Genomic DNA, 23,676 nt, shown 5'->3' with positions numbered 1-23,676 from the left:
AAGGCCGCCGCAAGGCGGCGTTCGGCCATCCGCAATCCAAGAATTCTGAGAGGCTCCCTGTGGCCCGCAACACTCCCATCGAGCGTTACCGTAACTTCGGCATCATGGCTCACATCGATGCCGGCAAGACCACCACCTCCGAACGCATCCTGTTCTACACCGGCGTCAGCCACAAGATCGGCGAGGTGCATGACGGTGCCGCGACGATGGACTGGATGGAGCAGGAGCAGGAGCGTGGCATCACCATCACCTCCGCCGCGACCACCGCGTTCTGGAGCGGCATGGACAAGTCGCTGCCGCAGCACCGCTTCAACATCATCGACACCCCCGGGCACGTCGACTTCACCATCGAAGTCGAGCGTTCGCTGCGCGTGCTCGACGGCGCGGTGTTCGTGCTGTGCGCGGTCGGCGGCGTGCAGCCGCAGTCCGAGACCGTGTGGCGCCAGGCCAACAAGTACTCGGTGCCGCGTCTTGCCTTCGTCAACAAGATGGACCGTACCGGCGCCAACTTCGACAAGGTGGTCGAGCAGCTGAAGTCGCGCCTGGGTGCCTACCCGGTGCCGATGCAGGTGCCGATCGGCGCCGAAGACGGCTTCGAGGGCGTGGTCGACCTGCTCAAGATGAAGGCGGTCCACTGGGATACCGCCTCGCAGGGCACCGTGTTCGAGTACCGCGAGATCCCCGCCAACCTGGCCGACAAGGCCGTCGAGGCGCGCGCGTTCATGGTCGAGGCCGCGGCCGAAGCCAACGAAGAGCTGATGGACAAGTACCTCAACGAGGGCGAGCTGTCCGAAGAGGAAATCGTCAGCGGCCTGCGCGAGCGCACCCTGAAGGTGGAAGTGGTGCCGGTGTACTGTGGCACCGCGTTCAAGAACAAGGGCGTGCAGGCGATGCTCGACGGCGTGATCCAGCTGCTGCCGTCGCCCAGCGACCGTCCGCCGGTCAAGGGCATCGACGAGGACGACAAGGAAGACAGCCGTCCGGCCACCGACACCGCGCCGTTCTCGGCGCTGGCGTTCAAGATCATGACCGACCCGTTCGTGGGTTCGCTGACCTTCTTCCGCGTCTACTCCGGCACGCTGAACTCCGGCGACCAGGTGTACAACCCGGTCAAGTCGAAGAAGGAGCGCGTGGGCCGCATCCTGCAGATGCACTCCAACAATCGCGAAGAGATCAAGGAAGTGCGCGCGGGCGACATCGCCGCGGCGGTGGGCCTGAAGGACGTCACCACCGGCGACACGCTGTGCGCGCAGGACCACATCATCATCCTGGAGCGCATGGTGTTCCCGGAGCCGGTGATCTCGATGGCGGTGGAGCCGAAGACCAAGTCGGACCAGGAAAAGATGGGTATCGCGCTGAGCCGTCTGGCCCAGGAAGATCCCTCGTTCCGCGTCAACACCGACGAGGAGTCCGGCCAGACCATCATCCGCGGCATGGGCGAGTTGCACCTGGAAATCATGGTCGACCGCATGAAGCGCGAGTTCAACGTCGAAGCCAACGTCGGCAAGCCGCAGGTGGCTTACCGCGAGACCATCCGCAAGGCGGTCAAGCAGGAAGGCAAGTTCGTGCGCCAGTCCGGCGGTAAGGGCCAGTACGGTCATGTCGTGCTCGAGATCGAGCCGCAGGAGCGTGGCCTGGGCTACACCTTCGAGAACGCGATCGTCGGCGGCGTAGTGCCGAAGGAATACATCCCGGCGGTCGACAAGGGCATCCAGGAAGCGGTGGCCAACGGCGTGATGGCCGGCTACCCGATCGTGGACATCAAGGTGCGCCTGATCGACGGCTCGTACCATGACGTCGACTCCTCGGAAATGGCGTTCAAGATCGCCGGCTCGATGGGCTTCAAGGAAGGCTTCAACAAGGCCAGCCCGGTCCTGCTGGAGCCGATCATGAAGGTCGAAGTGGTGACCCCGGAAGACTATCTGGGCGACGTGATGGGCGACGTCAGCCGTCGTCGCGGCATCCTGCAGGGCCAGGACGACAGTCCGTCCGGCAAGGTGATCAACGCGATGGTGCCGCTGGGCGAAATGTTCGGCTACGCCACCACGCTGCGCTCCATGTCGCAGGGTCGCGCCACGTTCTCGATGGAATTCGACCATTACGCCGAAGCGCCGGCCAACATCGCCGAATCGGTCATCAAGAAAAGCTGACTTTAGCGAGACGGGATTCGGGATGCGGGCATAGCCACTCCCGCATCCCGCTCCCTTGTCCCCAATTACGAATTACAAGGTAAATACATCATGGCAAAGGGTAAGTTCGAGCGCACCAAGCCGCACGTCAACGTCGGCACCATCGGTCACGTCGACCACGGCAAGACCACGCTGACCGCGGCGCTGACCAAGATCGGCGCAGAGCGCTTCGGCGGCGAGTTCAAGGCATACGACGCGATCGACGCGGCGCCGGAAGAGAAGGCGCGCGGCATCACGATCTCGACCGCGCACGTGGAGTACGAATCCCCGAACCGTCACTACGCGCACGTGGATTGCCCGGGTCACGCGGACTACGTCAAGAACATGATCACCGGTGCGGCGCAGATGGACGGCGCGATCCTGGTGTGCTCGGCCGCTGACGGCCCGATGCCGCAGACCCGCGAGCACATCCTGCTGTCGCGCCAGGTCGGCGTGCCGCACATCGTGGTGTTCCTGAACAAGGCCGACATGGTCGACGACGCCGAGCTGCTCGAGCTGGTCGAGATGGAAGTGCGCGAGCTGCTGAGCAAGTACGACTTCCCGGGCGACGACACCCCGATCATCCACGGTTCGGCGCGTCTGGCGCTGGAAGGCGACCAGAGCGAGATCGGCGTGCCGTCGATCCTGAAGCTGGTGGAAGCGCTGGATACGTTCATCCCGGAGCCGCAGCGCGACGTGGACAAGCCGTTCCTGATGCCGGTGGAAGACGTGTTCTCGATCTCGGGCCGCGGCACCGTGGTGACCGGCCGTATCGAGCGCGGCATCATCAAGGTGGGTGACGAAATCGAAATCGTCGGCATCCGCGCCACGCAGAAGACCACGGTCACCGGCGTGGAAATGTTCCGCAAGCTGCTGGACCAGGGCCAGGCGGGCGACAACGCCGGTCTGCTGCTGCGCGGCACCAAGCGTGACGACGTGGAGCGCGGCCAGGTGCTGTGCAAGCCGGGTTCGATCAAGCCGCACACCGAGTTCGAAGCCGAAGTGTACGTGCTGTCGAAGGACGAGGGCGGCCGTCACACCCCGTTCTTCAAGGGCTACCGTCCGCAGTTCTACTTCCGCACCACCGACATCACCGGCGCTTGCGAGCTGCCGGAAGGCGTCGAGATGGTGATGCCGGGCGACAACGTGAAGATGGTGGTCACGCTGATCAACCCGGTGGCGATGGACGAAGGCCTGCGTTTCGCGATCCGCGAAGGCGGCCGTACCGTCGGCGCCGGCGTGGTGGCCAAGATCATCAAGTAATGCCCGCATGCGTCGGCGGCCCTTCCGGGCCGTCCGGCCGGTGGCGACCGCGGCTTCGGCTGGCGGTTCAACGAAGGGTCGGCGCAAGCCGGCCCTTCGTCGTTTTGCGCAAGGGCAGGGCGGTACAAAATTCTTGCCGCGGCATGTTGCGGGCGGGTGAAACAGCCGCTATAATGCGCGGCTCGGCATTCCTGGGTAGGGTGCCGGATACACCGCGAAAAGAGAGGCAGGACGCCCCTCGTGTTCGCCAGACCGGGAAGGTCGCGCTGCATCAAGCAATCAACGGCCTTGCGCTGTTGACGTTGTTTTATCTGCGCATTATACTTTTCCGTCTGGGCAGGCCGGGTAACTGGTCTGCCTCAGTTTTTGGGCGGAGGAATGGCCCTCGCCAGCTGGATGCTCGGCGGTATACGACGTCAGGAAATAATCGGGGCAGGTATCCCAGAGGCCTTGCCCGTCGCTCTTTTAACGAAGGAACCCACCGCCATGGCGGAGCAAAAGACCGGTCAGAAAGCGGATCAGAAGATCCGGATTCGGCTGAAGGCGTTCGATCATCGTCTGATCGACCGTTCGGCCAGCGAGATCGTTGAGACGGCTAAGCGGACCGGCGCGCAAGTGCGCGGCCCGATCCCGCTGCCGACCAAGATCGAACGCTACACCATTCTCGTTTCTCCGCACGTCGACAAGGACGCGCGCGACCAGTACGAGACCCGCACGCACAAGCGCGTGCTCGACATCATCGGCCCTAACGACAAGACCGTGGACGCGCTGATGAAGCTCGAGCTCGCGGCGGGCGTCGATGTCCAGATCAAGTTGACCTGAGGACTACGACCATGACGAAGAAATATTCGTTGGGCTTCGTGGGCCGCAAGGCCGGCATGAGCCGCGTCTTCACCGAAGACGGCCGCTCCATCCCGGTGACCCTGATCGAAGCGACCCCGAACCGCATCACCCAGCTCAAGACCGTCGAAAGCGACGGCTACAGCGCCGTGCAGATCACCGTGGGCGCCCGTCGCGCCGCGCTGGTCAACAAGCCTGCCTCCGGCCACTACGCCAAGGCGAAGGTCGAAGCCGGTCGCGGCCTGTGGGAGTTCCGCGTTGAAGACGCGCAGCTGGGCGATTACGCCATCGGCGGCGAGATCAAGGCGGACATCTTCGAGGTCGGCCAGAAGGTCGACGTCCAGGGCGTCACCAAGGGTAAGGGTTTCCAGGGCACCATCAAGCGGTACAACTTCCGCATGGGCGATGCCACCCACGGTAACTCGCTGTCGCATCGCGCGCCGGGTTCGCTGGGTCAGCGCCAGACCCCGGGTCGCGTTTTCCCGGGCAAGAAGATGTCCGGCCACATGGGCGCGGTGCAGCAGAGCACGCAGAATCTGGAAGTGGTCAAGGTCGACGTCGAGCGTGGCCTCATCGCCATTCGCGGCGCTGTGCCTGGCGCTGCCGGTGGCGACGTGATCGTGCGTCCGGCTAGCAAGGCATAAGGAGAGATGACGATGGAACTCGTTATCACGGGTAGCAACAACAAGGTCTCGGTCTCCGACGCCGTGTTCGGTCGCGATTTCAGCGAGGATCTGGTCCACCAGGTCGTCGTCGCTTATCGCAACGCCGGCCGCGCCGGCACCAAGGCGCAGAAGACGCGTTCGGAAGTCAACGGCACCACCAAGAAGTCGAAGAAGCAGAAGGGCGGTGGCGCACGCCACGGCGCGCTGACCGCTCCGATCTTCGTCGGCGGCGGCGTGACCTTCGCGGCCAAGCCGCGCAGCTTCGAGCAGAAGGTGAACCGCAAGATGTATCGCGCTGCGATCTGCGCGATCCTTTCGGAGCTCAACCGCCAGGGTCGCCTGATGGTCGTCGAGGCGTTCGACGTCGAGGCCAGCAAGACCAAGGATCTGATCGAGAAGCTGAAGGGTCTGGAAGTGGGCAAGCGCCCGCTGATCGTGACCGAAGAGGCGTCCGAGCATCTGTACCTGTCGGCGCGCAACCTTCCCTACGTGGAAGTGCGTGACGTGCAGGGCCTGGATCCGGTGTCGCTGGTCGGGGCCGATACGGTCGTGATCACCGCCGATGCGGTCAAGAAGGTCGAGGAGTGGCTGGCATGAGCAGCAACGAAAAAATCTTCAGCGTGCTGCGTGCCCCGCGTGTCTCCGAAAAGACCGCGCGCCTGCAGGAACTCTCCAATCAGTACGTCTTCGAGATCTCGAGCGAAGCCACCAAGGCCGATGTCAAGGCCGCGGTCGAGCAGCTGTTCGACGTCAAGGTCGAGTCGGTCAACGTGTTGAACGTCAAGGGCAAGAACAAGTCCTTCCGTTCGCGCAGCGGTCGTCGCGGCGATTGGCGCAAGGCGTACGTGCGTCTGGCCGAAGGCCAGTCCATCGACGTAACGGCCAAGGCCTGAGGTCCATCCCATGCCATTGATGAAATTCAAACCCACTTCTCCCGGCCGTCGTTCGGCCGTGCGCGTGGTCACGCCCGATCTGCACAAGGGCGCGCCGCATGCCGCGCTGCTGGAGCCGCAGAGCAAGTCCGGTGGTCGTAACCACCATGGCCGCATCACCACCCGTCACGTCGGCGGTGGCCACAAGCAGCATTACCGCCTGATCGACTTCAAGCGCAACAAGGAAGGCATTCCGGCGCGCGTGGAGCGGATCGAATACGATCCGAACCGCACCGCCCATATCGCCCTGCTGTGCTACGCCGACGGCGAGCGCCGTTACATCATCGCGCCGAAGGGCCTGAAGGCCGGCGACCAGGTGATCGCGGGTTCGGATGCGCCGATCAAGACCGGCAACACCCTGCCGCTGCGCAACATCCCGGTCGGTACGACGGTGCACGGCATCGAGCTGAAGCCGGGCAAGGGCGCGCAGATCGCGCGCGCTGCCGGCGCCGCGGTGCAGCTGGTCGCGCGTGAAGGCATCTACGCCACCCTGCGTCTTCGCTCCGGCGAAATGCGCAAGGTGCCGGTCGAGTGCCGCGCCACCATCGGCGAAGTCGGCAACGACGAGCACAACCTCGAGAAGCTGGGCAAGGCGGGCGCCAAGCGCTGGCGCGGCGTGCGTCCGACCGTTCGCGGTGCGGCCATGAACCCCGTCGATCACCCGCACGGTGGTGGTGAGGCGAAGGCCGGTCAGGGTAATCCGCATCCGGTCACCCCGTGGGGTGTGCCGACCAAGGGTTACAAGACGCGCCATAACAAGCGCACCGAACAATTCATCGTCCGCGATCGTAGGGGCTAATCGACCATGGCACGTTCACTCAAGAAAGGCCCGTTCGTCGATCACCACCTCGTCAAGAAGGTGGAGGCCGCGGCCGGCAGCAAGCGTCCGATCAAGACCTGGTCGCGTCGCTCGATGATCCTGCCGGAGATGGTGGGTTTCACCATCGCCGTGCACAACGGCAAGAACCACGTTCCGGTGCTCGTCAACGAGAACATGGTCGGCCACAAGCTCGGCGAATTTGCCGTCACCCGGACCTTCAAGGGTCACGGTGGCGACAAGAAGTCGAGCCGGTAAGGAGAGATGACGATGGAAGCGAAAGCAATCCTGCGCACTGCGCGCATCTCCCCGCAGAAGGCCCGCCTGGTCGCCGACCAGGTGCGCGGTCTTTCCGCCGAGCGGGCGGTCAACCTGCTGAAGTTCTCGGATAAGAAGGCTGCCCACCTGATCAAGAAGGTGGTGGAGTCGGCGATCGCCAATGCCGAGAACAACCAGGGCGCGGATGTCGACGAGCTGAAGGTCAAGACCATCATGGTTGATGAAGGTCCGACCCTGAAGCGTTTCATGGCGCGGGCGAAAGGCCGCGGTACCCGCATCCTCAAGCGCACCAGCCACATCACTGTGGTTGTGGGCGCCGCCAAGTAAAGCGGAAAGGAAAAGACGATGGGTCATAAAGTTCATCCGATTGGAATCCGCTTGGGTGTCTCCAAGGACTGGAATTCCAAGTGGTACGCCAACAAGGGCGAGTTCGCCGGTTACCTGGCAGCCGACCTCAAGGTTCGCGAAATGCTGCGCAAGAAGTTGGCGCAGGCGGGCATCAGCAAGATCCTGATCGAGCGTCCGGCCAAGACCGCGCGCGTGACGATCCACACCGCCCGTCCGGGCGTGGTGATCGGCAAGCGCGGTGAGGACATCGAGAAGCTGCGCAAGGAAGTGAGCGAGATGATGGGCGTCCCCGCCCACATCAACGTCACCGAAGTGCGCAAGCCGGAGCTGGATGCGCAGCTGGTCGCCGAGTCGATCGCGCAGCAGTTGGAGCGTCGCATCATGTTCCGCCGCGCGATGAAGCGCTCGGTCGGCAACGCGATGCGCCTGGGTGCCCTGGGCATCAAGGTCAACGTCGCCGGCCGCTTGAACGGTGCGGAAATCGCCCGTTCCGAGTGGTACCGCGAGGGCCGCGTGCCGCTGCATACGCTGCGTGCCGACATCGACTATGGCTTCGCTGAAGCCAAGACGACCTACGGCATCATCGGCATCAAGGTGTGGATCTACAAGGGCGAGATCTTCGATTTCTCCCAGGTTGGCCAGGAAAAGCAGGACGATTCCCCGCGCAACGATCGTAACGATCGCGGCGACCGTGGTGACCGTCCGTCGCGTCCGGCTCGTGAAGCGAGGTAACGGCAATGTTGCAACCCAAGCGAACCAAATACCGCAAGATGCACAAGGGCCGTAACGACGGCCTGGCGTGGAGCGGCAACGCCGTCAGCTTCGGCGAGTACGGGCTGAAGGCCACCGCGCACGGTCAGCTGACCGCGCGCCAGATCGAAGCGGCGCGCCGCTCGATCAGCCGCTACGTCAAGCGCGGCGGCAAGATGTGGATCCGCGTGTTCCCGGACAAGCCGATCACCAAGAAGCCGATCGAAGTGCGAATGGGCTCCGGTAAGGGCAACGTCGAGTACTGGGTCGCCCAGATCCAGCCCGGTCGCATGATCTATGAAATCGAAGGTGTCGGCGAAGATATCGCGCGCGAGGCGTTCCGCCTGGCCGCCGCCAAGCTTTCGGTGACCACCACCTTCGTGACTCGGACGGTACGCTGATGGACATCAAACAACTCCGCGAGAAGTCGGCTGACGATCTGAAGGTGCACCTGACCGATCTGCGCAAGGAGCAGTTCGCCCTGCGCATGCAGCAGGTCACCGGGCAGCTGCCGAAGACCCACGAAACCCGCCGGGTGCGCCGCGAGATTGCTCGCGTGAAGTACCTGATCGGCAGCACGAAGTAAGGATGGCCGCCATGAGCGACACTAACGAAAGCAAGACGCTGCGCACGGTCGAAGGCCGCGTCGTCAGCAACAAGATGGACAAGACCGTCACCGTGCTGGTGGAGCGTCAGGTCAAGCATGCGCTGTACGGCAAGTACATCAAGCGCTCGACCAAGCTCCACGCCCACGACGCCGACAACGCCTGCAACGAAGGCGATGTCGTGCGCGTGACCGAGATTGCGCCGCTGTCCAAGACCAAGAACTGGCGGGTGGTTGAAATCGTCACCCGTTCGGCCGAATAAGGGAGATCTGAATCATGATCCAGATGCAGAGCTACCTCGATGTCGCCGATAACTCCGGTGCCAAGGAAGTGATGTGCATCAAGGTGCTCGGCGGCTCCAAGCGCCGCTACGCGCACATTGGCGACATCATCAAGGTCACCGTCAAGGACGCGATCCCGCGCGGCAAGGTCAAGAAGGGCGAAGTCTACGACGCCGTCGTGGTGCGTACCCGCAAGGGTGTGCGTCGTCCCGACGGTTCGCTGATCCGCTTCGACGGCAACGCTGCGGTGTTGCTCAACAACAAGCAGGAGCCGATCGGCACGCGCATCTTCGGGCCTGTTACCCGCGAGCTGCGTTCCGAGAAGTTCATGAAGATCGTCTCGCTCGCTCCTGAAGTGCTGTGAGCGGAGGACATACACATGGCTAACCGTATCAAGAAGGGCGACCAGGTTGTCGTCACTACCGGCAAGGACAAGGGCAAGCAGGGCGAAATCGTCCGCGTCGACGGCGATCGGGTGATCGTCTCCAACGCGAACATCGTCAAGCGCCACACCAAGCCGAACCCGCAGGCAGGCGTTGCCGGCGGCGTGGTCGAGCGTGAAGCGTCGATCCATATTTCCAACGTGGCGATCGTCAACCCGGCAACGGGCAAGGGCGAGCGCGTTGGCTTCAAGGTGCTGGAGGATGGACGCAAACTGCGTGTGTTCCGCTCCAGCGGTGAGGCGCTCGACGCCTGAGGAATGACACAATGAATTCCCGTCTCGAAAAGATCTACAAGGAAGAAGTGGTACCGGCTCTGATGAAGAAGTTCGGTTACACCAATCCGATGCAAGTGCCGAAGCTGGTCAAGGTCACCCTGAACATGGGCGTGGGCGAGGCGGCGACGAACAAGAAGATCCTGGAAAACGCCGTGGCCGACATGGCCAAGGTCTCCGGCCAGAAGCCGGTGGTCACCAAGTCGCGTATCTCGGTGGCGTCGTTCAAGATCCGCGATGGCTGGCCGATCGGCTGCAAGACCACGCTGCGTCGCGCCAAGATGTACGAGTTCCTGGATCGCCTGATCAACATCTCGCTGCCGCGCGTGCGCGACTTCCGTGGTGTGTCGGGTCGCTCCTTCGACGGTCGCGGCAACTTCAACATGGGTGTGAAGGAGCAGATCATCTTCCCGGAAATCGACTTCGACGCCGTCGATGCGATCCGCGGCATGGATATCGCCATCACCACCACCGCCAAGACCGACGCCGAAGCGAAGGCGTTGCTCGAAGCGTTCAAGTTCCCGTTCCGTAACTGATTGACAGCCGGGATTCGGGGTTCGGGATCCGGGATTGGAAGGGCGCTGCCCCACCATGTCCCGGCTCCTGTGACTCTCCAATCCCCAATCTCGAATCCCGAGGATTTACAGATGGCAAAGACCTCCATGGTCAACCGCGACATCAAGCGGAAGAAGCTGGCGAAGAAGTTCGCCGACAAGCGCGACGCGCTGAAGAAGATCATCGCCGCCGACAGCTCGTCCTACGACGAGAAGGCCGACGCGGTGGTCAAGCTGCAGAAGCTGCCGCGCGATTCGTCGCCGAGCCGCCAGCGCACCCGTTGCGAGCTGTCCGGTCGTCCGCGCGCCGTGTACCGCAAGTTCGGCCTCGGCCGCAACATGCTGCGCAAGGCGACGATGAACGGCGACGTGCCGGGCCTGCGCAAGGCCAGCTGGTAACAACCGGCGGTCCCGGCTCCGTTCGCGGAGCCCGGGGCAGGGCGGTCGCCCGCCCGCTTGCTGTTCCGTCAACGAGTCCGACGCAAGTCGGACTTTTTGTCGTATAATCCCGCTCCTTGCCTGCGCCTAGCAGGGCGAGTCGCGGTAGGCCCTGGCCTTCTCCAGGACGCTTCACGCTGCATATCACCGCTTCATTCCACAGCTTCACATCACAAGATTTTCGCGAAAGCGGATATCGGTGCACTCAAAGGTAGACACCATGAGCATGACTGATCCCATCGCCGACCTGCTGGTCCGCATCAAGAATGCGGCCGCGGTTGGCAAGCCGACGGTGAAAATGCCGTCCTCCAAGATCAAGGTAGCGATCGCAGAAGTGCTGAAGGCCGAAGGCTATATCGGCGACCTGCGCGTCAACCCGATCGAGAACAACAAGTCCGAGCTGGAAATCGTGCTGAAGTATTTCGAGGGCCGTCCGGTCATCGATACGCTCAAGCGCGTGTCCCGTTCGGGTCTGCGTCAGTACCGCGGTAAGGCCGAACTGCCGAAGGTTCTCGGCGGCCTGGGCGTTGCCATCATTTCCACGTCCAAGGGCATCATGACCGATGCGCAGGCCCGTCAGGCCGGCGTCGGTGGCGAAGTCCTGTGCTTCGTGGCCTAAGGGAAGGAGTAAGTAAATGTCCCGCGTAGCCAAGAAGCCGATTTCCCTCCCGAAGGGCGTCGAACTGAATGTCCAGCCCGAGCTGGTGAGCGTCAAGGGCCCGAAGGGCACCCTGTCGCTGATCAAGCCGGCTGGCGTCGAAATCAACCAGGAAAACGGTGTCGCCACGCTGTCGGCGAACGACCCGTCGCAGATCGCCATCACCGGTACCGTCCGCGCGATCCTGGCGAACATGGTGCACGGCGTGTCCGAAGGCTTCGAGCGCAAGCTCGAGCTGGTCGGCGTCGGTTACCGCGCCACGATGCAGGGCAAGGATCTGAGCCTGGCGCTCGGTTTCTCGCACCCGGTCGTGTTCAAGGCGCCGGAAGGCATCACCCTGACCGCCCCGACTCAGACCGAGATCGTGGTGCAGGGCGCCGACAAGCAGCGCGTCGGCGAAGTCGCCGCCAAGATCCGCGGTTTCCGTCCGCCGGAGCCCTACAAGGGCAAGGGTGTGAAGTACGCCGGTGAAGCCATCATTCGCAAGGAAGCCAAGAAGGCCTAAGTAGGCCCATCCGCTGGGAGTCCGGCCGTCCATCGCCGGGCTCCCAAACGAAAAGCCCCGCTTCCTTCAGCTTCCGTAGGACACAGACATGACCATCAACAAGAACATCGCCCGCCTGCGTCGCGCCAAGTCGACCCGTGCGCACATCCGCGAACTCGGCGTCGCGCGCCTGTCGGTGCTGCGCACCGGCCAGCACCTGTACGCGCAGGTCTTCACTGCCGACGGCTCCAAGGTGATCGCTGCGGCGAACACCCTGCAGGCCGACGTCAAGGACGGCCTGAAGAGCGGCAAGAACAGCGAGGCGGCCGTCAAGGTCGGCAAGCTGATCGCCGAGCGCGCCAAGGCCGCGGGCATCGAGAAGGTCGCTTTCGACCGCTCGGGCTACCGCTACCACGGCCGCATCAAGGCGCTGGCCGACGCCGCGCGCGAAGGCGGCCTGCAGTTCTGATCCTTGCGGGTGCGGCGTCCACGCCGCGCCCGACCTGCCGATGCGGGCTGCATCGGACCTTGGCGCGCCTTGTGCGCGCGTCCGGGGAACACGGTTCCAGTCAACAACTACAAGCGGCATGCAAGCCGTAAATCTTTCAACTACCAAGGAATACACAATGGCTGAAGAACAGCGTGCACCGCGGGGTCGTGATCGCGACCGCAACCGCGAAGAGAAAGTCGACGATGGCATGATCGAAAAGCTGGTCGCGGTCAACCGCGTCAGCAAGACGGTCAAGGGCGGTCGCCAGTTCACCTTCACCGCGCTGACCGTGGTCGGCGACGGCAACGGCAAGATCGGTTTCGGTTACGGCAAGGCGCGCGAAGTGCCGGTCGCGATCCAGAAGTCGATGGAATATGCGCGCAAGGGCATGCTCAACATCGATCTGAACAACGGCACCCTGTGGCACCCGGTGAAGTCCGGCCACGGTGCGGCGCGCGTGTTCATGATGCCCGCCTCGGAAGGTACCGGCGTCATCGCCGGCGGCGCGATGCGCGCCGTGCTGGAAGCGGTCGGCGTCAAGAACGTGCTGGCCAAGGCCGTCGGCTCGCGCAACCCGATCAACCTGGTGCGCGCCACGCTGCGCGGCCTGGAAGACATGCAGTCGCCGTCGCGCATTGCGGCCAAGCGCGGCAAGAAGGTGGAGGAACTCAACCATGGCTAATGAGTCCAACAAGACGGTGAAGGTGCGCCTGGTGCGCGGCCTTCGTGGTACCCAGTCGCGTCACCGCCTGTCGGTGCGTGCGCTGGGCCTGAACAAGCTCAACGATGTGCGTGAACTGAAGGACAGCCCGCAGGTACGCGGCCTGATCAACAAGGTTCACTACCTCGTCCAGGTTGAGGAATAAGCGACCATGACTATGCAACTCAATGATCTGAAGCCGGCCCCCGGCGCGCGTACCGAGCGCACCCGCGTCGGTCGCGGCATCGGTTCGGGCCTGGGCAAGACCTGCGGCCGCGGCCACAAGGGTTCGTTCGCGCGTAAGGGCGGCGGCAAGATCAAGGCCGGTTTCGAAGGCGGCCAGACCCCCATGCAGCGCCGTCTGCCGAAGATCGGCTTCCGTTCCAAGATGGCCAAGGACACCGCCGAAGTGCTGTCCTACCAGCTCGACAACCTGCCGGAAGGCGAGATAGATTTCGCCGCGCTGCGCGCTGCGAAGCTGGTCCCGAGCACCGCGAAGAAGGCCAAGGTCGTCCTCAAGGGCGAGCTGAGCAAGAAGTTCGTGCTCAAGGGCATCGCCGCGACCGCCGGTGCCAAGGTGGCAATCGAAGCTGCCGGCGGCAGCGTGCAGGAGTAACACGCAGATGGCGCAGGCTGGCATGGGTAACCTCGGCGGCGGGCTTGGCAAGTTCACGGAACTTCGCCAGCGCCTGTTGTTCGTTCTCGGCGCATTGATCGTCTACCGCATCGGCTGCTACGTGCCGGTGCCGGGCGTCAATCCCGAAGCCATGCTTGCGCTGATGCAGGCGCAGGGCGGCGGCATCGTGGACATGTTCAACATGTTCTCGGGCGGCGCCCTGCACCGTTTCAGCATTTTCGCGCTGAACGTGATGCCGTACATCTCGGCATCGATCGTGATCCAGTTGGCCACGCACATCTTCCCGTCGCTGAAGGCGATGCAGAAGGAAGGCGAATCCGGCCGACGCAAGATCACCCAGTATTCGCGCATCGGCGCGGTGCTTCTGGCGGTGGTGCAGGGCGGCAGTATCGCGCTGGCGCTGCAGAACCAGACCGCACCGGGCGGCGCACCGGTGGTGTACGCGCCGGGCATGGGCTTCGTGCTCACCGCGGTGATCGCGCTGACCGCCGGCACCATCTTCCTGATGTGGGTCGGCGAGCAGGTCACCGAGCGCGGCATCGGCAACGGCGTGTCGCTGATCATCTTCGCCGGCATCGTCGCCGGGCTGCCGGCCGCGTCGATCCAGACCGTGGAAGCCTACCGCGACGGCAACATGAGCTTCATCTCGCTGTTGCTGATCGTGCTGACCATCCTCGCCTTCACCCTGTTCGTGGTGTTCGTCGAGCGCGGGCAACGGCGGATCACGGTGAACTACGCGCGGCGCCAAGGCGGCCGTAACGCATACATGAACCAGACCTCGTTCCTGCCGCTGAAGCTGAACATGGCTGGCGTGATTCCGCCGATCTTCGCCTCGAGCATCCTCGCCTTCCCGGCGACGCTGTCGATGTGGTCGGGCCAGGCCGCCTCCAACAGCACCTTCGGCAGCTGGCTGCAGCGCATCGCCAATGCGCTTGGCCCGGGCGAGCCGGTGCACATGATCGTGTTCGCCGCGCTGATCATCGGCTTCGCGTTCTTCTATACCGCGCTGGTGTTCAACTCGCAGGAAACCGCGGACAACCTGAAGAAGTCCGGCGCGCTGATCCCGGGTATCCGTCCGGGCAAGGCCACCGCCGACTACGTCGACGGCGTGCTGACCCGGTTGACCGCTGCCGGCTCGCTGTACCTGGTGATCGTGTGTCTGTTGCCGGAAATCATGCGCGCGCAGCTTGGCACCTCGTTCCATTTCGGCGGCACCTCGCTGCTAATCGCGGTCGTGGTGGTGATGGACTTCATTGCGCAGATCCAGGCGCACCTGATGTCGCACCAGTACGAAAGCCTGTTGAAAAAGGCCAACCTCAAGGGTGGCTCGCGCGGCGGCGGTTTCGCCCGCGGTTGATTGCTATAATTTGACTTCCTTCGGTGAAGGCGCCCCCGGTTCCCGGGCGCAGTCTTCCCACTTGAAGGGCGGCCCATGCAGCGGTCTCGTGCGTGGGTGCGACGTGGTGGTCCTGCGCTGGAGTAGCGCGGGCGGCCGAGGTGGATCCTCACCCTGGCCAACGACGTCCGGCGCCGGAGCATGGGCACACTCCCCATGCCGGGCTTGCGGAACCGAAAGGTTCCACGGGCTTCCATGTAACCCGAGACCTTGCTAGACTTACAAGTTCACTTTTTGATCCATCCTGCCGGATGGCGCCATAGTGCGCCGTCGGGCCATCACTCAGTTGGAGAACCGCGTCATGGCGCGTATTGCAGGCGTCAACCTGCCAGCCCAGAAGCACGTCTGGGTCGGGTTGCAAAGCATTTTCGGCATCGGCCGTACCCGTTCGAAGAAGGTCTGCGAAGCCGCAGGCGTGACCTCGACCACCAAGATCCGTGACCTGTCCGAACCGGAAATCGAGCGCCTGCGCCTCGAAGTCGGCAAGTACATCGTCGAAGGCGACCTGCGTCGCGAAGTGGGCATCGCCATCAAGCGTCTGATGGACCTGGGCTGCTACCGCGGCCTGCGTCATCGTCGTGGCCTGCCGCTGCGTGGTCAGCGCACCCGCACCAACGCCCGCACCCGCAAGGGCCCGCGCAAGGCGATCAGGAAGTAAGGGACAGACATGGCTAAGCCCGCAGCATCAAAAACCAAGAAGAAGATCAAGCGCGTCGTCACCGACGGCGTCGCCCACGTCCACGCTTCGTTCAACAACACCATCGTGACCATCACCGACCGTCAGGGCAATGCATTGTCCTGGGCGACCTCCGGTGGCGCTGGTTTCCGCGGTTCGCGCAAGTCCACGCCGTTCGCGGCGCAGGTTGCCGCCGAAAAGGCCGGGCGCGCTGCGCTCGACTACGGCGTGAAGTCGCTGGAAGTGCGCATCAAGGGCCCGGGTCCGGGTCGCGAGTCCGCCGTCCGTTCGTTGAACAACGTCGGATACAAGATCACCAACATCATCGACGTGACGCCCATCCCGCACAACGGGTGCCGTCCGCCGAAAAAGCGTCGCGTCTAAAGGAGCGATAAGAAATGGCTCGTTATATCGGTCCTACCTGTAAGCTCGCGCGCCGTGAAGGCGCCGATCTTTCCCTCAAGAGCCCGGCGCGTGCGCTGGACTCCAAGTGCAAGCTGGAGCAAAAGCCCGGCCAGCACGGCGCGACCGCCCGCAAGGGCAAGCTGTCCGACTACGCCACCCAGCTGCGCGAAAAGCAGAAGGTCAAGCGTATCTACGGTCTGCTGGAGCGTCAGTTCCGCAACTACTACAAGAAGGCCTCGACCAAGAAGGGCAACACCGGCGAGAACCTGCTGCAGTTGCTGGAAACCCGCCTGGACAACGTCGTCTACCGCATGGGCTTCGCCGTCACCCGCCCGGCCGCGCGCCAGCTGGTGTCGCACCGTGGCGTGCTGGTCAACGGCAAGTCGGTGAACCTGGCCTCGTACCAGGTCAAGGCCGGCGATGCGATCGCCCTGTCGGAAAAGGCGCAGAAGCAGCTTCGCGTGCAGGAAGCGCTGACCGTTGCCGAAACGCACGACCTGAACCCGTCCTGGGTCGAGGTCGATTCGAAGAAGTTCAGCGGCATCTTCAAGGCCGTGCCGGATCGTGCGGACCTGCCTGCTGACATCAACGAAGCGCTGATCGTCGAGTTGTATTCGAAGTAATCACATTGGAGAGCCTCCGGCAACGGAGGCTCGTCAGGAGAACCCGCAACATGACGGTTACCGCCAACCAGGTTCTGCGCCCCCGTGGGCCGCAGATCGAACGCCTTACCGACAACCGCGCCAAGGTCGTAATCGAGCCCTTGGAGCGCGGGTATGGGCACACGCTGGGCAATGCCCTGCGTCGCGTGCTGCTGTCCTCGATCCCCGGCTTCGCGATCACCGAAGTCGAGATCGACGGCGTGCTGCACGAGTACACCACGGTCGAAGGGCTGCAGGAGGACGTGTTGGATGTCCTGCTCAACCTCAAGGACGTGGCCATCCGCATACACACCGGCGACAGCGCCACGCTGTCGCTGTCCAAGCAGGGTCCGGGCACGGTCACTGCCGCCGACATCAAGACCGACCACAACGTCGAGATCCTCAATAACGACCACGTGATCTGCCACCTGACCAAGGACATGGCGATCAACATGCGTCTGAAGATCGAGCGTGGCTTCGGCTACCAGCCGGCCGCCGCGCGTCGCCGTCCGGACGAGGAGACCCGCACCATCGGTCGCCTGATCCTGGATGCGTCGTTCTCGCCCGTGCGTCGCGTCGCCTACGCGGTCGAGTCCGCGCGCGTGGAGCAGCGTACCGACCTGGACAAGCTGGTCCTGGACATCGAGACCAACGGCACGATCGATGCCGAGGAAGCCGTGCGCACCGCCGCCGACATCCTCAGCGACCAGCTGTCGGTGTTCGGCGACTTCACCCATCGCGACCGTGGCGCGGCCAAGCCGGCCAGCAACGGCGTGGATCCGGTGCTGCTGCGTCCGATCGACGATCTGGAACTGACCGTGCGTTCGGCCAACTGCCTGAAGGCCGAGAGCATTTACTACATCGGCGATCTGATCCAGAAGACCGAAGTGGAACTGCTCAAGACCCCGAACCTCGGCAAGAAGTCGCTGACCGAGATCAAGGAAGTGCTGGCCCAGCGTGGCCTGTCGCTCGGCATGAAGCTGGAGAACTGGCCGCCGGCCGGCGTCGCCCAGCACGGCATGCTCGGCTAAGCAGCCGCACCTGGCCGATGCCGCACCGGCACCGGCCACGGACGCTGCAGGTCCGGTCATGGATGGCCGGGCAGGACTCCACGGAGTCCAGGTAAGACCGCCAGGGAGGGAAGCAGGGGCGCCTTCGCGGCGCCTCGCGCCGCATCAGTTGCACCACTACGCCGACGGGTCTTCAAGCCCGCGGCGTTGTCCGGTCAGGGACGGCCGGCTCGGACCATCCGCAGTCCATTGTTCAACGCCAGGACGGCGACAGCGATCTCCAGCAGTTTCAACTTTCCATATCCATAGGAACCAAGACCATGCGTCACCAGAAATCCGGCCGCAAGTTCAACCGCACCAGCGCCCATCGCCAGGCGATGTTCTCCAACATGGCGGCCTCGCTGTTCAAGCACGAGCTGATCAAGACCACCCTGCCGAAGGCCAAGGAACTGCGTCGCGTCGCCGAGCCGCTGATCACCATCGCCAAGGTCGATGGCGTCGCCAATCGCCGTCTGGCCTTCTCGCGCCTGCGCGACAAGGAAGCGGTGGGCAAGCTGTTCGTCGAGCTGGGCCCGCGTTACCAGTCGCGTCCGGGCGGCTACCTGCGCATCCTGAAGTGCGGCTTCCGCGCCGGCGACAACGCGCCGATGGCGTACGTCGAGCTGGTCGATCGCCCGACCGCGATCGCCGAGGAAGTGGCCGAGTAAATCCGCCCGCACCGCGTCAGCAAGAAGCCCGGCATGTCCGGGCTTTTTTGCGTCTGAAGGCATCGGTTTGCGCCGCGCACGTGCCGACGCGTTCGCTGCACCCAAGGACGCACGGCACATGGTGGCGAGGCGGGCGATGGCGGATAATGCGCGCACCGTTCATGTGAGCCCGACCCGATGAACCCGTTACGCTGGAGTTTCCGCGCGCAGTTCCTGTTCGGCTTTCTGATCTGTGCCGGGCTGCTGGGCTATGCGATCTACGTGCAGGTGCAGCTCGGCATCGAGCCCTGTCCGCTGTGCATCTTCCAGCGCATCGCGTTCGCCGCGCTGGGCCTGCTGTTCCTGCTCGGCGCCTTGCACGGGCCGTCCCGCAGCGGCGGGCGCAAGGTGTACGGCGTGCTGGCGTTCCTGGCCGCGGCCATCGGCGCCGGCATTTCCACCAAGCACGTGTCGGTGCAGTTGTTTCCCGATCCGATGGCCTCCTGCGGGCCGCCGCTGAGCTTCCTGCGCGAGACGATGGGGCCGTTCGAAGTGCTGCGCCGGGTGCTGACCGGGACCGGCAACTGCGGCAATATCGACTGGCGCTTCCTCGGCCTGTCGATGCCGATGTGGTGCCTGATCTGCTTCGTGGCGCTGGCGCTGTTCGCGCTGTATGCCGGGTTCAAGGCCCGGCGGCGTTCGCTGCACTGAGATTTTCGCGTGCTGCGCGCCTTGCCGTCGGCTGGGAGTGAGCGCCCTTGTAGGAGCGACTTCAGTCGCGACAGTCGCTATCGGTAAGGCCCTGTCGCGGCTGAAGCCGCTCCTACACGGTGCTGTAGGCGGTAAATGGATGGCGTGAATCCGCGGGCAGCGGCGGCGCAGCCCGCTGCGAACGATCGCTGCGCTACGCCCATCCATGCATGAATACATCCACGCATCCAGGCCGACCCGTCGCGGGCGCGGCCTGGTTGCGCATCCGCCTCAGAAGTCCTGCTGCAGGCTCAGGTAGACGCCGCGGCGCGGCGCCCATTGCGGGGCGAACACGCCGATGCCGCCACCGTCGCGCAGCTGGTAGGCGCGATCGAGCACGTTGAGCACCGCCACTTGCGCGTGCAGCGGATGCGCACTGAGCGCGAAGTCGTGGCCGGCGCTGAGGTTCAGCTGGAAGTACGAGGGCAGCTCGGCGCCGTTGGGCACGGTGGCGGTATCGGTGCGCAGGCCGCTGCCGAACAGGTAGTTGGCGCCGATCCGGCTGGCGTCGTCGATCGCGTAGCTGATGCCGCCGGAGGAGGTGAACTTCTGGTCGTGGTCCAGGTGGATCCAGTTGTCATAGGCGTAGGCCAGCGCGTCCGGATCGAAGTTGTACAGGCTGGTCATGACCCGCTTGCCCATCGCTTTGCTGTAGGCGACGTTGAAGTAGGCGGTGACCGGGCCGTTGCTGTAGTCGGCGCTGAACTCCGCGCCGCGGATGCGGCCGTAGCGGTAGTTGAACGTGGAATACACGTAGGCGGCGCCGAACTGGCCTTCGTCCTGCAGGCGGTCGGCCTTGCGATAGTAGGTGTCCAGGCCCAGGGTCAGGTGCTCGTTGACCACCTGCGAGATGCCCATGTCGTAGTAGTCGCTGCGCTCGCTCAGCGGCGTGGTCGCGCCGCCGGCGGTGGACTGCTGGTTGGTGGTGCCGTCGTACAGGGCGATGTCGCTGGTGGAGATCAGTTCGCTGGCCGGCGGGGTGAAGTAGCGCGCATAGCCGGCATGCACGGTGGTGTCGGCGCTGGCCTGCCAGACCACGCCCAGGCGCGGGCTGAGCTGGCCTTCGGTGGTACCGAACGCCTTGTAGCGGTCGCCGCGCACGCCGTAGTTCACGGTCCAGTCGTTGCCGATCTTCCATTCGTCCTGCAGATAAACCGCGTAGGTGCTGGCGTGGAAGCGGCTGGCGTCGGGAATGAAGACCGGCGCGTTGCTGGTCTGGTTGCCGTCGGCATCGGCCGGGAACACATAGGAATTGTTGCTGGCGACGGCATGTTCGAAGTTGCCGTACACGCCGTAGCGCAGCGTGTGCGCGTCGCCGAGCGGAGTGGAGAAGTCGGCCTGCACGGTGTTGGCGCGGTTGCTGCGGTCCACCTGCGAGGCGACGCCGTTGAAGATCAGGTCGCCGGCGACATCGGGCGAAAACGCGACACTGCTGTAGCGCTGACCGGCCGACAGCTGGTAGCTGGTGGCGCCGAGCGAACCCTGCAGCACCAGGGTGCCGAAGCGGGTGTTCTCGCGCTGGTTCTCGTCGAGCTTGGACGAATCGAAGTCGGTGCTGCCGAGGTAATCGTAGGCGGGGGTCTGCCCGGGATTGTTCGGGATCTGGAAGCGGTTGTTGGCGTAGCCGACCAGCAGGCTGAGTCGGGTGTTCTCGTCGATCAGGTAGCTGAGGTCGGCGAAGCCTTTGCCCTGATGCGTCTTGTCGTGTTCGGGGTCGCGGCTGTTGACCGGATTCTCCAGGCCGAGCTTGTTTTGCTCGTAGTCGCCGGTGACGAACCAGCTCCAGCGGCCGCTGCTGCCCCACCAGGAGGCGTTCGGATTGAGCGTGCCGTAGGAGCCGCCGGTGATGCCGACGCTGCCGCCGTTGCCCAGTTCCACGCCGCTCTTGGTGGTGATGTCCACCACTGCCGCGGTGCGATCGCCGAACTGCGCCGGCAGCGCGCCGTCGAGCAGCTTGATGCTCTTGATCGTGCGCGGGTCCAGGCTCTGGCCGAAGCCGGAGATGGACTCGGGAATCAGCACGCCATTGATGCGGTACTGCAGGTTGGCGTGGTCGCCACGCACGTGGATGCCGCCGTAGGAATCCTGGACCACGCCCGGCGCCTGCAGCAGTACCTGGTTGAGCGGGGTGGAGGCGCCCAGCGGCAAGCGATCGATGTCCTCGGCCGTGATCGAGTACTGGCTGCTGCCGATGTCCGGCGACAGCGCGTTGCGCGCCGCCTCCAGCTTGGCGGTGACGGTGACCGCATCCAGATCGGTGGTGCGCTCGGGGCCGGTGTCGGCGGTAACCGCATCGGCGGCGAGCGCGAAGCCGGGTGCGGCCAGCAGGACAAGGGCGATGGCGGTGGAGAGGGGGCGGGGCGTCATGGCGAGGGCGAGACCTGGAATGGAAGGGGAGTAAGCTTGTTATGTAATAACATTCTACTTTCGTGACAGCGCTGGCGTAGGTCGGAAGTCATGGCCGGCTTGCGCGCTTTGCCTGGCGTTCATGTCCCGGCGCCGGTTGCGGCCACGGCTGCGCAAGCGCGTCACGCAGTGCTTTGCGTCGCGGCCAGGCTCTGCGAACATCGCAGGTTGCCAAGGAGTCCTTTCATGAACCTGTCCGTCCCCGCCGCCGCGCCCGAATCCGCTTCACCGTCCTGGGCGCCCGCAAGCTGGCGCGGCAAACCCGCGCTGCAGATGCCGGTGTATCCGGACGCGCAGGCGCTGGAAGCGACGCTGGGCGAATTGCGCCACCTGCCGCCGCTGGTCACCTCGTGGGAGATCTTCGCGCTGAAGAAGCAGCTGGCCGAGGCGCAGGAAGGCAAGCGGTTCCTGCTGCAGGGCGGCGATTGCGCGGAGAACTTCAGCGATTGCGAGTCCGGCACGATCTCCAACCGGCTCAAGGTGCTGCTGCAGATGAGCCTGGTGCTGGTGCACGGCTTGCGCCTGCCGGTGGTGCGCGTAGGCCGCTACGCCGGCCAGTACGCCAAGCCGCGCTCGGCCGATACCGAAACCCGCGATGGCGTGACCCTGCCCAGCTATCGCGGCGACGTGGTCAACGGCCCGGAGTTCACCGCGCAGGCGCGCGTGCCCGATCCGCGGCGGATGATCACCGCGCACTCGCGTTCGGCGATGACGATGAACTTCGTGCGCGCGCTGATCGATGGCGGCTTCGCCGACCTGCACCATCCCGAGTACTGGAACCTGAGCTGGGTCGGTTATTCGCCGCTGGCCGAGGACTACCAGAAGATGGTGTCCTCGATCGGCGATGCGGTGCGCTTCATGGAGACGCTGTCCGGCGCGCAGCTGTACAACCTCAACCGGGTCGATTTCTACACCTCGCACGAAGCGCTGCTGCTGCCGTACGAGGAAGCGCTAACCCGCGAGGTGCCGCGGCAGTGGGGCTGGTTCAACCTCAGCACGCACTATCCGTGGATCGGCATGCGTACCGCCGCGCTGGACGGTGCGCACGTGGAATATTTCCGCGGCATCCGCAATCCGATCGCGATCAAGGTCGGGCCGTCGGCGCAGCCGGACCAGTTGCTGCGCCTGATCGACGTGCTCAATCCCGAGGACGAACCGGGCCGGCTGACCTTCATCCACCGCATGGGTGCGGCACAGATCGCGCAGAAGCTGCCGCCGTTGCTGGATGCGGTGAAGCGCGACGGCCGTCGCGTGCTGTGGGTGTGCGATGCGATGCACGGCAATACCGAGAGCACCAGCAACGGCTACAAGACGCGGCGCTACGACAACGTATTGGGCGAGGTGGAGCAGTCGTTCGACATCCACGCCGCGGCCGGCACGCGGCTGGGTGGCGTGCACTTGGAGCTGACCGGCGAAGACGTCACCGAATGCACCGGCGGCGCGCGCGAGCTGACCGAGCGCGACCTGGAGCGGGCCTATCGCTCCAGCGTGGATCCGCGCCTGAACTACGAGCAGTCGCTGGAGATCGCGCTGGCGATCGTGCGCAAGCAGAACGGGCGCAGCGTGCCGCTGACGACGGACTGACGGCGGTGCACCCACGGTCGCCGCAGCGCGCTTGCTGGTGCGCTGCGTGCGCCAGGTGCCGGTGTTGCGGCGATGGGTTTCGTTGATGCGCTTGAAGTCGTCGATATCCGGCACCGCGAATGCAGCTGCCGTGTGCACGTGTCGCGGCCTGCGATGCGGGACTGGTGGTGCTGGTTGGTGATGTCGGCGCATCGGGCCCTGGCAGGCGCAGTGTCTGCTGCATCCAGCTTCGTAACTGAAGACGCACCAACTGCGGCGACTGCTGCAGGCCGTTGGCGAGTGCTTGTCGCCGGGCAGGAACCCCGCACGATGCGATCGCGCACATCGGTCATGGACTGCGCCAGGAACGGGGCACTACTCGCCGGCGATGAGCCTGTCTCGGATGTGCGCCGTGCGCGCGCCTCGCGATGACGACGCGGTTCGTACCGGCCGCAGCGCTCGACACGATGCTTATGCTTGCTTTGTCACACTGTCGCGACTCCTCCCCTCTTCAAGGAG

The 23,676-nt window shown here is 64.4% G+C and carries 32 protein-coding genes; 31 read left to right on the top strand and 1 reads right to left on the bottom strand.

Features of this window, described 5'->3' with window-relative positions:
- Positions 1-59: 59 nt before the first annotated feature.
- The 30 genes from fusA (at position 60) to HEP74_RS16090 (ending at position 19,149) form a co-directional block, all read left to right on the top strand.
- Positions 60-2,150, top strand: a complete 2,091-nt coding sequence (fusA, locus tag HEP74_RS16235; protein ID WP_185813738.1) for an elongation factor G — start codon at positions 60-62, stop codon at positions 2,148-2,150.
- 90 nt (positions 2,151-2,240) lie between these two features.
- A complete protein-coding gene (gene tuf, locus HEP74_RS16230) occupies positions 2,241-3,431 on the top strand; it encodes an elongation factor Tu (RefSeq protein ID WP_060747701.1) in 1,191 nt (396 codons plus the stop codon).
- Between the two features lie 486 nt (positions 3,432-3,917).
- Entirely contained in the window at positions 3,918-4,253 is a 336-nt protein-coding gene (gene rpsJ / locus HEP74_RS16225) for a 30S ribosomal protein S10 (RefSeq protein WP_003470680.1), read from the top strand.
- 11 nt (positions 4,254-4,264) lie between these two features.
- Positions 4,265-4,915 carry a 50S ribosomal protein L3 gene (gene rplC / locus HEP74_RS16220; RefSeq protein WP_046979794.1) on the top strand — a complete coding sequence of 217 codons (651 nt, stop codon included), beginning with the start codon at positions 4,265-4,267 and terminating at the stop codon, positions 4,913-4,915.
- Positions 4,916-4,927: 12 nt separating this feature from the next.
- Positions 4,928-5,533 carry a 50S ribosomal protein L4 gene (gene rplD / locus HEP74_RS16215; RefSeq protein ID WP_185813737.1) on the top strand — a complete coding sequence of 202 codons (606 nt, stop codon included), beginning with the start codon at positions 4,928-4,930 and terminating at the stop codon, positions 5,531-5,533.
- Complete coding sequence (rplW, locus tag HEP74_RS16210) at positions 5,530-5,829, top strand: 50S ribosomal protein L23 (RefSeq protein WP_003470672.1); 300 nt, start codon at positions 5,530-5,532, stop codon at positions 5,827-5,829. Before rplD ends, rplW begins: the two co-directional genes overlap by 4 nt.
- 10 nt (positions 5,830-5,839) lie before the next feature.
- On the top strand, positions 5,840-6,667 hold the full coding sequence (gene rplB / locus HEP74_RS16205) for a 50S ribosomal protein L2 (protein WP_046979791.1): 828 nt from the start codon (positions 5,840-5,842) through the stop codon (positions 6,665-6,667).
- A 6-nt stretch (positions 6,668-6,673) separates the two neighbouring features.
- The gene (rpsS, locus tag HEP74_RS16200) at positions 6,674-6,943 is read left to right on the top strand and encodes a 30S ribosomal protein S19 (protein WP_003470666.1); all 270 of its coding nucleotides are present in this window, start codon (positions 6,674-6,676) and stop codon (positions 6,941-6,943) included.
- A gap of 12 nt (positions 6,944-6,955) precedes the next feature.
- Positions 6,956-7,291, top strand: coding sequence for a 50S ribosomal protein L22 (rplV, locus tag HEP74_RS16195; protein ID WP_003470663.1), 336 nt, complete (start codon positions 6,956-6,958; stop codon positions 7,289-7,291).
- Positions 7,292-7,309: 18 nt separating this feature from the next.
- Entirely contained in the window at positions 7,310-8,044 is a 735-nt protein-coding gene (rpsC, locus tag HEP74_RS16190) for a 30S ribosomal protein S3 (protein ID WP_003470660.1), read from the top strand.
- Between the two features lie 5 nt (positions 8,045-8,049).
- Positions 8,050-8,463 (top strand): 50S ribosomal protein L16, encoded by a 414-nt coding sequence (gene rplP / locus HEP74_RS16185; protein WP_012915063.1) that lies wholly within the window; start codon positions 8,050-8,052, stop codon positions 8,461-8,463.
- The gene (gene rpmC / locus HEP74_RS16180) at positions 8,463-8,648 is read left to right on the top strand and encodes a 50S ribosomal protein L29 (protein WP_185813736.1); all 186 of its coding nucleotides are present in this window, start codon (positions 8,463-8,465) and stop codon (positions 8,646-8,648) included. Before rplP ends, rpmC begins: the two co-directional genes overlap by 1 nt.
- Before the next feature lie 11 nt (positions 8,649-8,659).
- Positions 8,660-8,929: a 30S ribosomal protein S17 gene (gene rpsQ / locus HEP74_RS16175; RefSeq protein ID WP_046979797.1), complete on the top strand. Its 270-nt coding sequence runs from the start codon at positions 8,660-8,662 to the stop codon at positions 8,927-8,929.
- Between the two features lie 14 nt (positions 8,930-8,943).
- Positions 8,944-9,312, top strand: a complete 369-nt coding sequence (gene rplN / locus HEP74_RS16170) for a 50S ribosomal protein L14 (protein WP_003486699.1) — start codon at positions 8,944-8,946, stop codon at positions 9,310-9,312.
- Positions 9,313-9,327: 15 nt separating this feature from the next.
- Complete coding sequence (gene rplX / locus HEP74_RS16165; RefSeq protein ID WP_009607346.1) at positions 9,328-9,645, top strand: 50S ribosomal protein L24; 318 nt, start codon at positions 9,328-9,330, stop codon at positions 9,643-9,645.
- Between the two features lie 11 nt (positions 9,646-9,656).
- The gene (gene rplE / locus HEP74_RS16160; RefSeq protein WP_145701692.1) at positions 9,657-10,199 is read left to right on the top strand and encodes a 50S ribosomal protein L5; all 543 of its coding nucleotides are present in this window, start codon (positions 9,657-9,659) and stop codon (positions 10,197-10,199) included.
- Positions 10,200-10,310: 111 nt separating this feature from the next.
- Complete coding sequence (rpsN, locus tag HEP74_RS16155; RefSeq protein WP_179570573.1) at positions 10,311-10,616, top strand: 30S ribosomal protein S14; 306 nt, start codon at positions 10,311-10,313, stop codon at positions 10,614-10,616.
- Between the two features lie 259 nt (positions 10,617-10,875).
- Positions 10,876-11,274 (top strand): 30S ribosomal protein S8, encoded by a 399-nt coding sequence (rpsH, locus tag HEP74_RS16150; protein WP_003470646.1) that lies wholly within the window; start codon positions 10,876-10,878, stop codon positions 11,272-11,274.
- A gap of 16 nt (positions 11,275-11,290) precedes the next feature.
- Complete coding sequence (gene rplF, locus HEP74_RS16145) at positions 11,291-11,818, top strand: 50S ribosomal protein L6 (protein WP_185813735.1); 528 nt, start codon at positions 11,291-11,293, stop codon at positions 11,816-11,818.
- 88 nt (positions 11,819-11,906) lie between these two features.
- On the top strand, positions 11,907-12,266 hold the full coding sequence (gene rplR / locus HEP74_RS16140; RefSeq protein WP_003470642.1) for a 50S ribosomal protein L18: 360 nt from the start codon (positions 11,907-11,909) through the stop codon (positions 12,264-12,266).
- A 157-nt stretch (positions 12,267-12,423) separates the two neighbouring features.
- Positions 12,424-12,969: a 30S ribosomal protein S5 gene (gene rpsE / locus HEP74_RS16135; RefSeq protein ID WP_104557639.1), complete on the top strand. Its 546-nt coding sequence runs from the start codon at positions 12,424-12,426 to the stop codon at positions 12,967-12,969.
- Positions 12,962-13,153: a 50S ribosomal protein L30 gene (rpmD, locus tag HEP74_RS16130; protein WP_057649282.1), complete on the top strand. Its 192-nt coding sequence runs from the start codon at positions 12,962-12,964 to the stop codon at positions 13,151-13,153. The genes rpsE and rpmD overlap by 8 nt, the downstream gene beginning before the upstream one ends.
- Before the next feature lie 6 nt (positions 13,154-13,159).
- The gene (gene rplO, locus HEP74_RS16125; protein ID WP_185813734.1) at positions 13,160-13,603 is read left to right on the top strand and encodes a 50S ribosomal protein L15; all 444 of its coding nucleotides are present in this window, start codon (positions 13,160-13,162) and stop codon (positions 13,601-13,603) included.
- 7 nt (positions 13,604-13,610) lie between these two features.
- Complete coding sequence (gene secY, locus HEP74_RS16120; protein ID WP_179570575.1) at positions 13,611-14,981, top strand: preprotein translocase subunit SecY; 1,371 nt, start codon at positions 13,611-13,613, stop codon at positions 14,979-14,981.
- A 340-nt stretch (positions 14,982-15,321) separates the two neighbouring features.
- Positions 15,322-15,678: a 30S ribosomal protein S13 gene (gene rpsM, locus HEP74_RS16115; protein ID WP_145701687.1), complete on the top strand. Its 357-nt coding sequence runs from the start codon at positions 15,322-15,324 to the stop codon at positions 15,676-15,678.
- 9 nt (positions 15,679-15,687) lie between these two features.
- Positions 15,688-16,080 (top strand): 30S ribosomal protein S11, encoded by a 393-nt coding sequence (rpsK, locus tag HEP74_RS16110; protein ID WP_179570576.1) that lies wholly within the window; start codon positions 15,688-15,690, stop codon positions 16,078-16,080.
- A gap of 14 nt (positions 16,081-16,094) precedes the next feature.
- The gene (gene rpsD, locus HEP74_RS16105) at positions 16,095-16,724 is read left to right on the top strand and encodes a 30S ribosomal protein S4 (protein WP_010340454.1); all 630 of its coding nucleotides are present in this window, start codon (positions 16,095-16,097) and stop codon (positions 16,722-16,724) included.
- Positions 16,725-16,774: 50 nt separating this feature from the next.
- On the top strand, positions 16,775-17,773 hold the full coding sequence (locus HEP74_RS16100) for a DNA-directed RNA polymerase subunit alpha (protein WP_003470629.1): 999 nt from the start codon (positions 16,775-16,777) through the stop codon (positions 17,771-17,773).
- 299 nt (positions 17,774-18,072) lie between these two features.
- Positions 18,073-18,459 carry a 50S ribosomal protein L17 gene (gene rplQ / locus HEP74_RS16095; protein ID WP_003470628.1) on the top strand — a complete coding sequence of 129 codons (387 nt, stop codon included), beginning with the start codon at positions 18,073-18,075 and terminating at the stop codon, positions 18,457-18,459.
- Positions 18,460-18,636: 177 nt separating this feature from the next.
- Positions 18,637-19,149, top strand: coding sequence for a disulfide bond formation protein B (locus HEP74_RS16090; protein WP_185813733.1), 513 nt, complete (start codon positions 18,637-18,639; stop codon positions 19,147-19,149).
- A 270-nt stretch (positions 19,150-19,419) separates the two neighbouring features.
- On the opposite strand, the gene HEP74_RS16085 is transcribed toward HEP74_RS16090, so the two are convergent.
- Entirely contained in the window at positions 19,420-21,555 is a 2,136-nt protein-coding gene (locus HEP74_RS16085; protein WP_185813732.1) for a TonB-dependent receptor, read from the bottom strand.
- A 225-nt stretch (positions 21,556-21,780) separates the two neighbouring features.
- On the opposite strand from HEP74_RS16085, the gene HEP74_RS16080 reads away from it, so the two are divergent.
- Positions 21,781-23,178 carry a class II 3-deoxy-7-phosphoheptulonate synthase gene (locus tag HEP74_RS16080; RefSeq protein ID WP_185813731.1) on the top strand — a complete coding sequence of 466 codons (1,398 nt, stop codon included), beginning with the start codon at positions 21,781-21,783 and terminating at the stop codon, positions 23,176-23,178.
- The last annotated feature ends 498 nt before the right edge of the window (positions 23,179-23,676 follow it).

It is taken from the genome of Xanthomonas sp. SS (genome assembly GCF_014236835.1).
GTDB lineage: Bacteria > Pseudomonadota > Gammaproteobacteria > Xanthomonadales > Xanthomonadaceae > Xanthomonas_A.
The sequence above is the reverse complement of the archived record's forward strand: the minus strand, read 5'-3'. Positions and strand labels throughout refer to the sequence as shown.

Coding starts and splice junctions, on each gene's coding strand:
- rpsQ (WP_046979797.1), top strand. CDS start 8,660: ATGAGCGACACTAACGAAAGCAAGACGCTGCGCACGGTCGAAGGCCGC.
- rplQ (WP_003470628.1), top strand. CDS start 18,073: ATGCGTCACCAGAAATCCGGCCGCAAGTTCAACCGCACCAGCGCCCAT.
- rpmC (WP_185813736.1), top strand. CDS start 8,463: ATGGACATCAAACAACTCCGCGAGAAGTCGGCTGACGATCTGAAGGTG.
- rplP (WP_012915063.1), top strand. CDS start 8,050: ATGTTGCAACCCAAGCGAACCAAATACCGCAAGATGCACAAGGGCCGT.
- secY (WP_179570575.1), top strand. CDS start 13,611: ATGGCGCAGGCTGGCATGGGTAACCTCGGCGGCGGGCTTGGCAAGTTC.
- rplX (WP_009607346.1), top strand. CDS start 9,328: ATGGCTAACCGTATCAAGAAGGGCGACCAGGTTGTCGTCACTACCGGC.
- rpsE (WP_104557639.1), top strand. CDS start 12,424: ATGGCTGAAGAACAGCGTGCACCGCGGGGTCGTGATCGCGACCGCAAC.
- rplD (WP_185813737.1), top strand. CDS start 4,928: ATGGAACTCGTTATCACGGGTAGCAACAACAAGGTCTCGGTCTCCGAC.
- rplN (WP_003486699.1), top strand. CDS start 8,944: ATGATCCAGATGCAGAGCTACCTCGATGTCGCCGATAACTCCGGTGCC.
- HEP74_RS16090 (WP_185813733.1), top strand. CDS start 18,637: ATGAACCCGTTACGCTGGAGTTTCCGCGCGCAGTTCCTGTTCGGCTTT.
- rplR (WP_003470642.1), top strand. CDS start 11,907: ATGACCATCAACAAGAACATCGCCCGCCTGCGTCGCGCCAAGTCGACC.
- rplF (WP_185813735.1), top strand. CDS start 11,291: ATGTCCCGCGTAGCCAAGAAGCCGATTTCCCTCCCGAAGGGCGTCGAA.
- rpsS (WP_003470666.1), top strand. CDS start 6,674: ATGGCACGTTCACTCAAGAAAGGCCCGTTCGTCGATCACCACCTCGTC.
- rpsD (WP_010340454.1), top strand. CDS start 16,095: ATGGCTCGTTATATCGGTCCTACCTGTAAGCTCGCGCGCCGTGAAGGC.
- HEP74_RS16085 (WP_185813732.1), bottom strand. CDS start 21,555: ATGACGCCCCGCCCCCTCTCCACCGCCATCGCCCTTGTCCTGCTGGCC.
- rplE (WP_145701692.1), top strand. CDS start 9,657: ATGAATTCCCGTCTCGAAAAGATCTACAAGGAAGAAGTGGTACCGGCT.
- HEP74_RS16100 (WP_003470629.1), top strand. CDS start 16,775: ATGACGGTTACCGCCAACCAGGTTCTGCGCCCCCGTGGGCCGCAGATC.
- rplW (WP_003470672.1), top strand. CDS start 5,530: ATGAGCAGCAACGAAAAAATCTTCAGCGTGCTGCGTGCCCCGCGTGTC.
- rpsK (WP_179570576.1), top strand. CDS start 15,688: ATGGCTAAGCCCGCAGCATCAAAAACCAAGAAGAAGATCAAGCGCGTC.
- rplC (WP_046979794.1), top strand. CDS start 4,265: ATGACGAAGAAATATTCGTTGGGCTTCGTGGGCCGCAAGGCCGGCATG.
- rplV (WP_003470663.1), top strand. CDS start 6,956: ATGGAAGCGAAAGCAATCCTGCGCACTGCGCGCATCTCCCCGCAGAAG.
- HEP74_RS16080 (WP_185813731.1), top strand. CDS start 21,781: ATGAACCTGTCCGTCCCCGCCGCCGCGCCCGAATCCGCTTCACCGTCC.
- rpmD (WP_057649282.1), top strand. CDS start 12,962: ATGGCTAATGAGTCCAACAAGACGGTGAAGGTGCGCCTGGTGCGCGGC.
- rpsH (WP_003470646.1), top strand. CDS start 10,876: ATGAGCATGACTGATCCCATCGCCGACCTGCTGGTCCGCATCAAGAAT.
- tuf (WP_060747701.1), top strand. CDS start 2,241: ATGGCAAAGGGTAAGTTCGAGCGCACCAAGCCGCACGTCAACGTCGGC.
- rplB (WP_046979791.1), top strand. CDS start 5,840: ATGCCATTGATGAAATTCAAACCCACTTCTCCCGGCCGTCGTTCGGCC.
- rplO (WP_185813734.1), top strand. CDS start 13,160: ATGACTATGCAACTCAATGATCTGAAGCCGGCCCCCGGCGCGCGTACC.
- rpsN (WP_179570573.1), top strand. CDS start 10,311: ATGGCAAAGACCTCCATGGTCAACCGCGACATCAAGCGGAAGAAGCTG.
- rpsJ (WP_003470680.1), top strand. CDS start 3,918: ATGGCGGAGCAAAAGACCGGTCAGAAAGCGGATCAGAAGATCCGGATT.
- rpsM (WP_145701687.1), top strand. CDS start 15,322: ATGGCGCGTATTGCAGGCGTCAACCTGCCAGCCCAGAAGCACGTCTGG.
- rpsC (WP_003470660.1), top strand. CDS start 7,310: ATGGGTCATAAAGTTCATCCGATTGGAATCCGCTTGGGTGTCTCCAAG.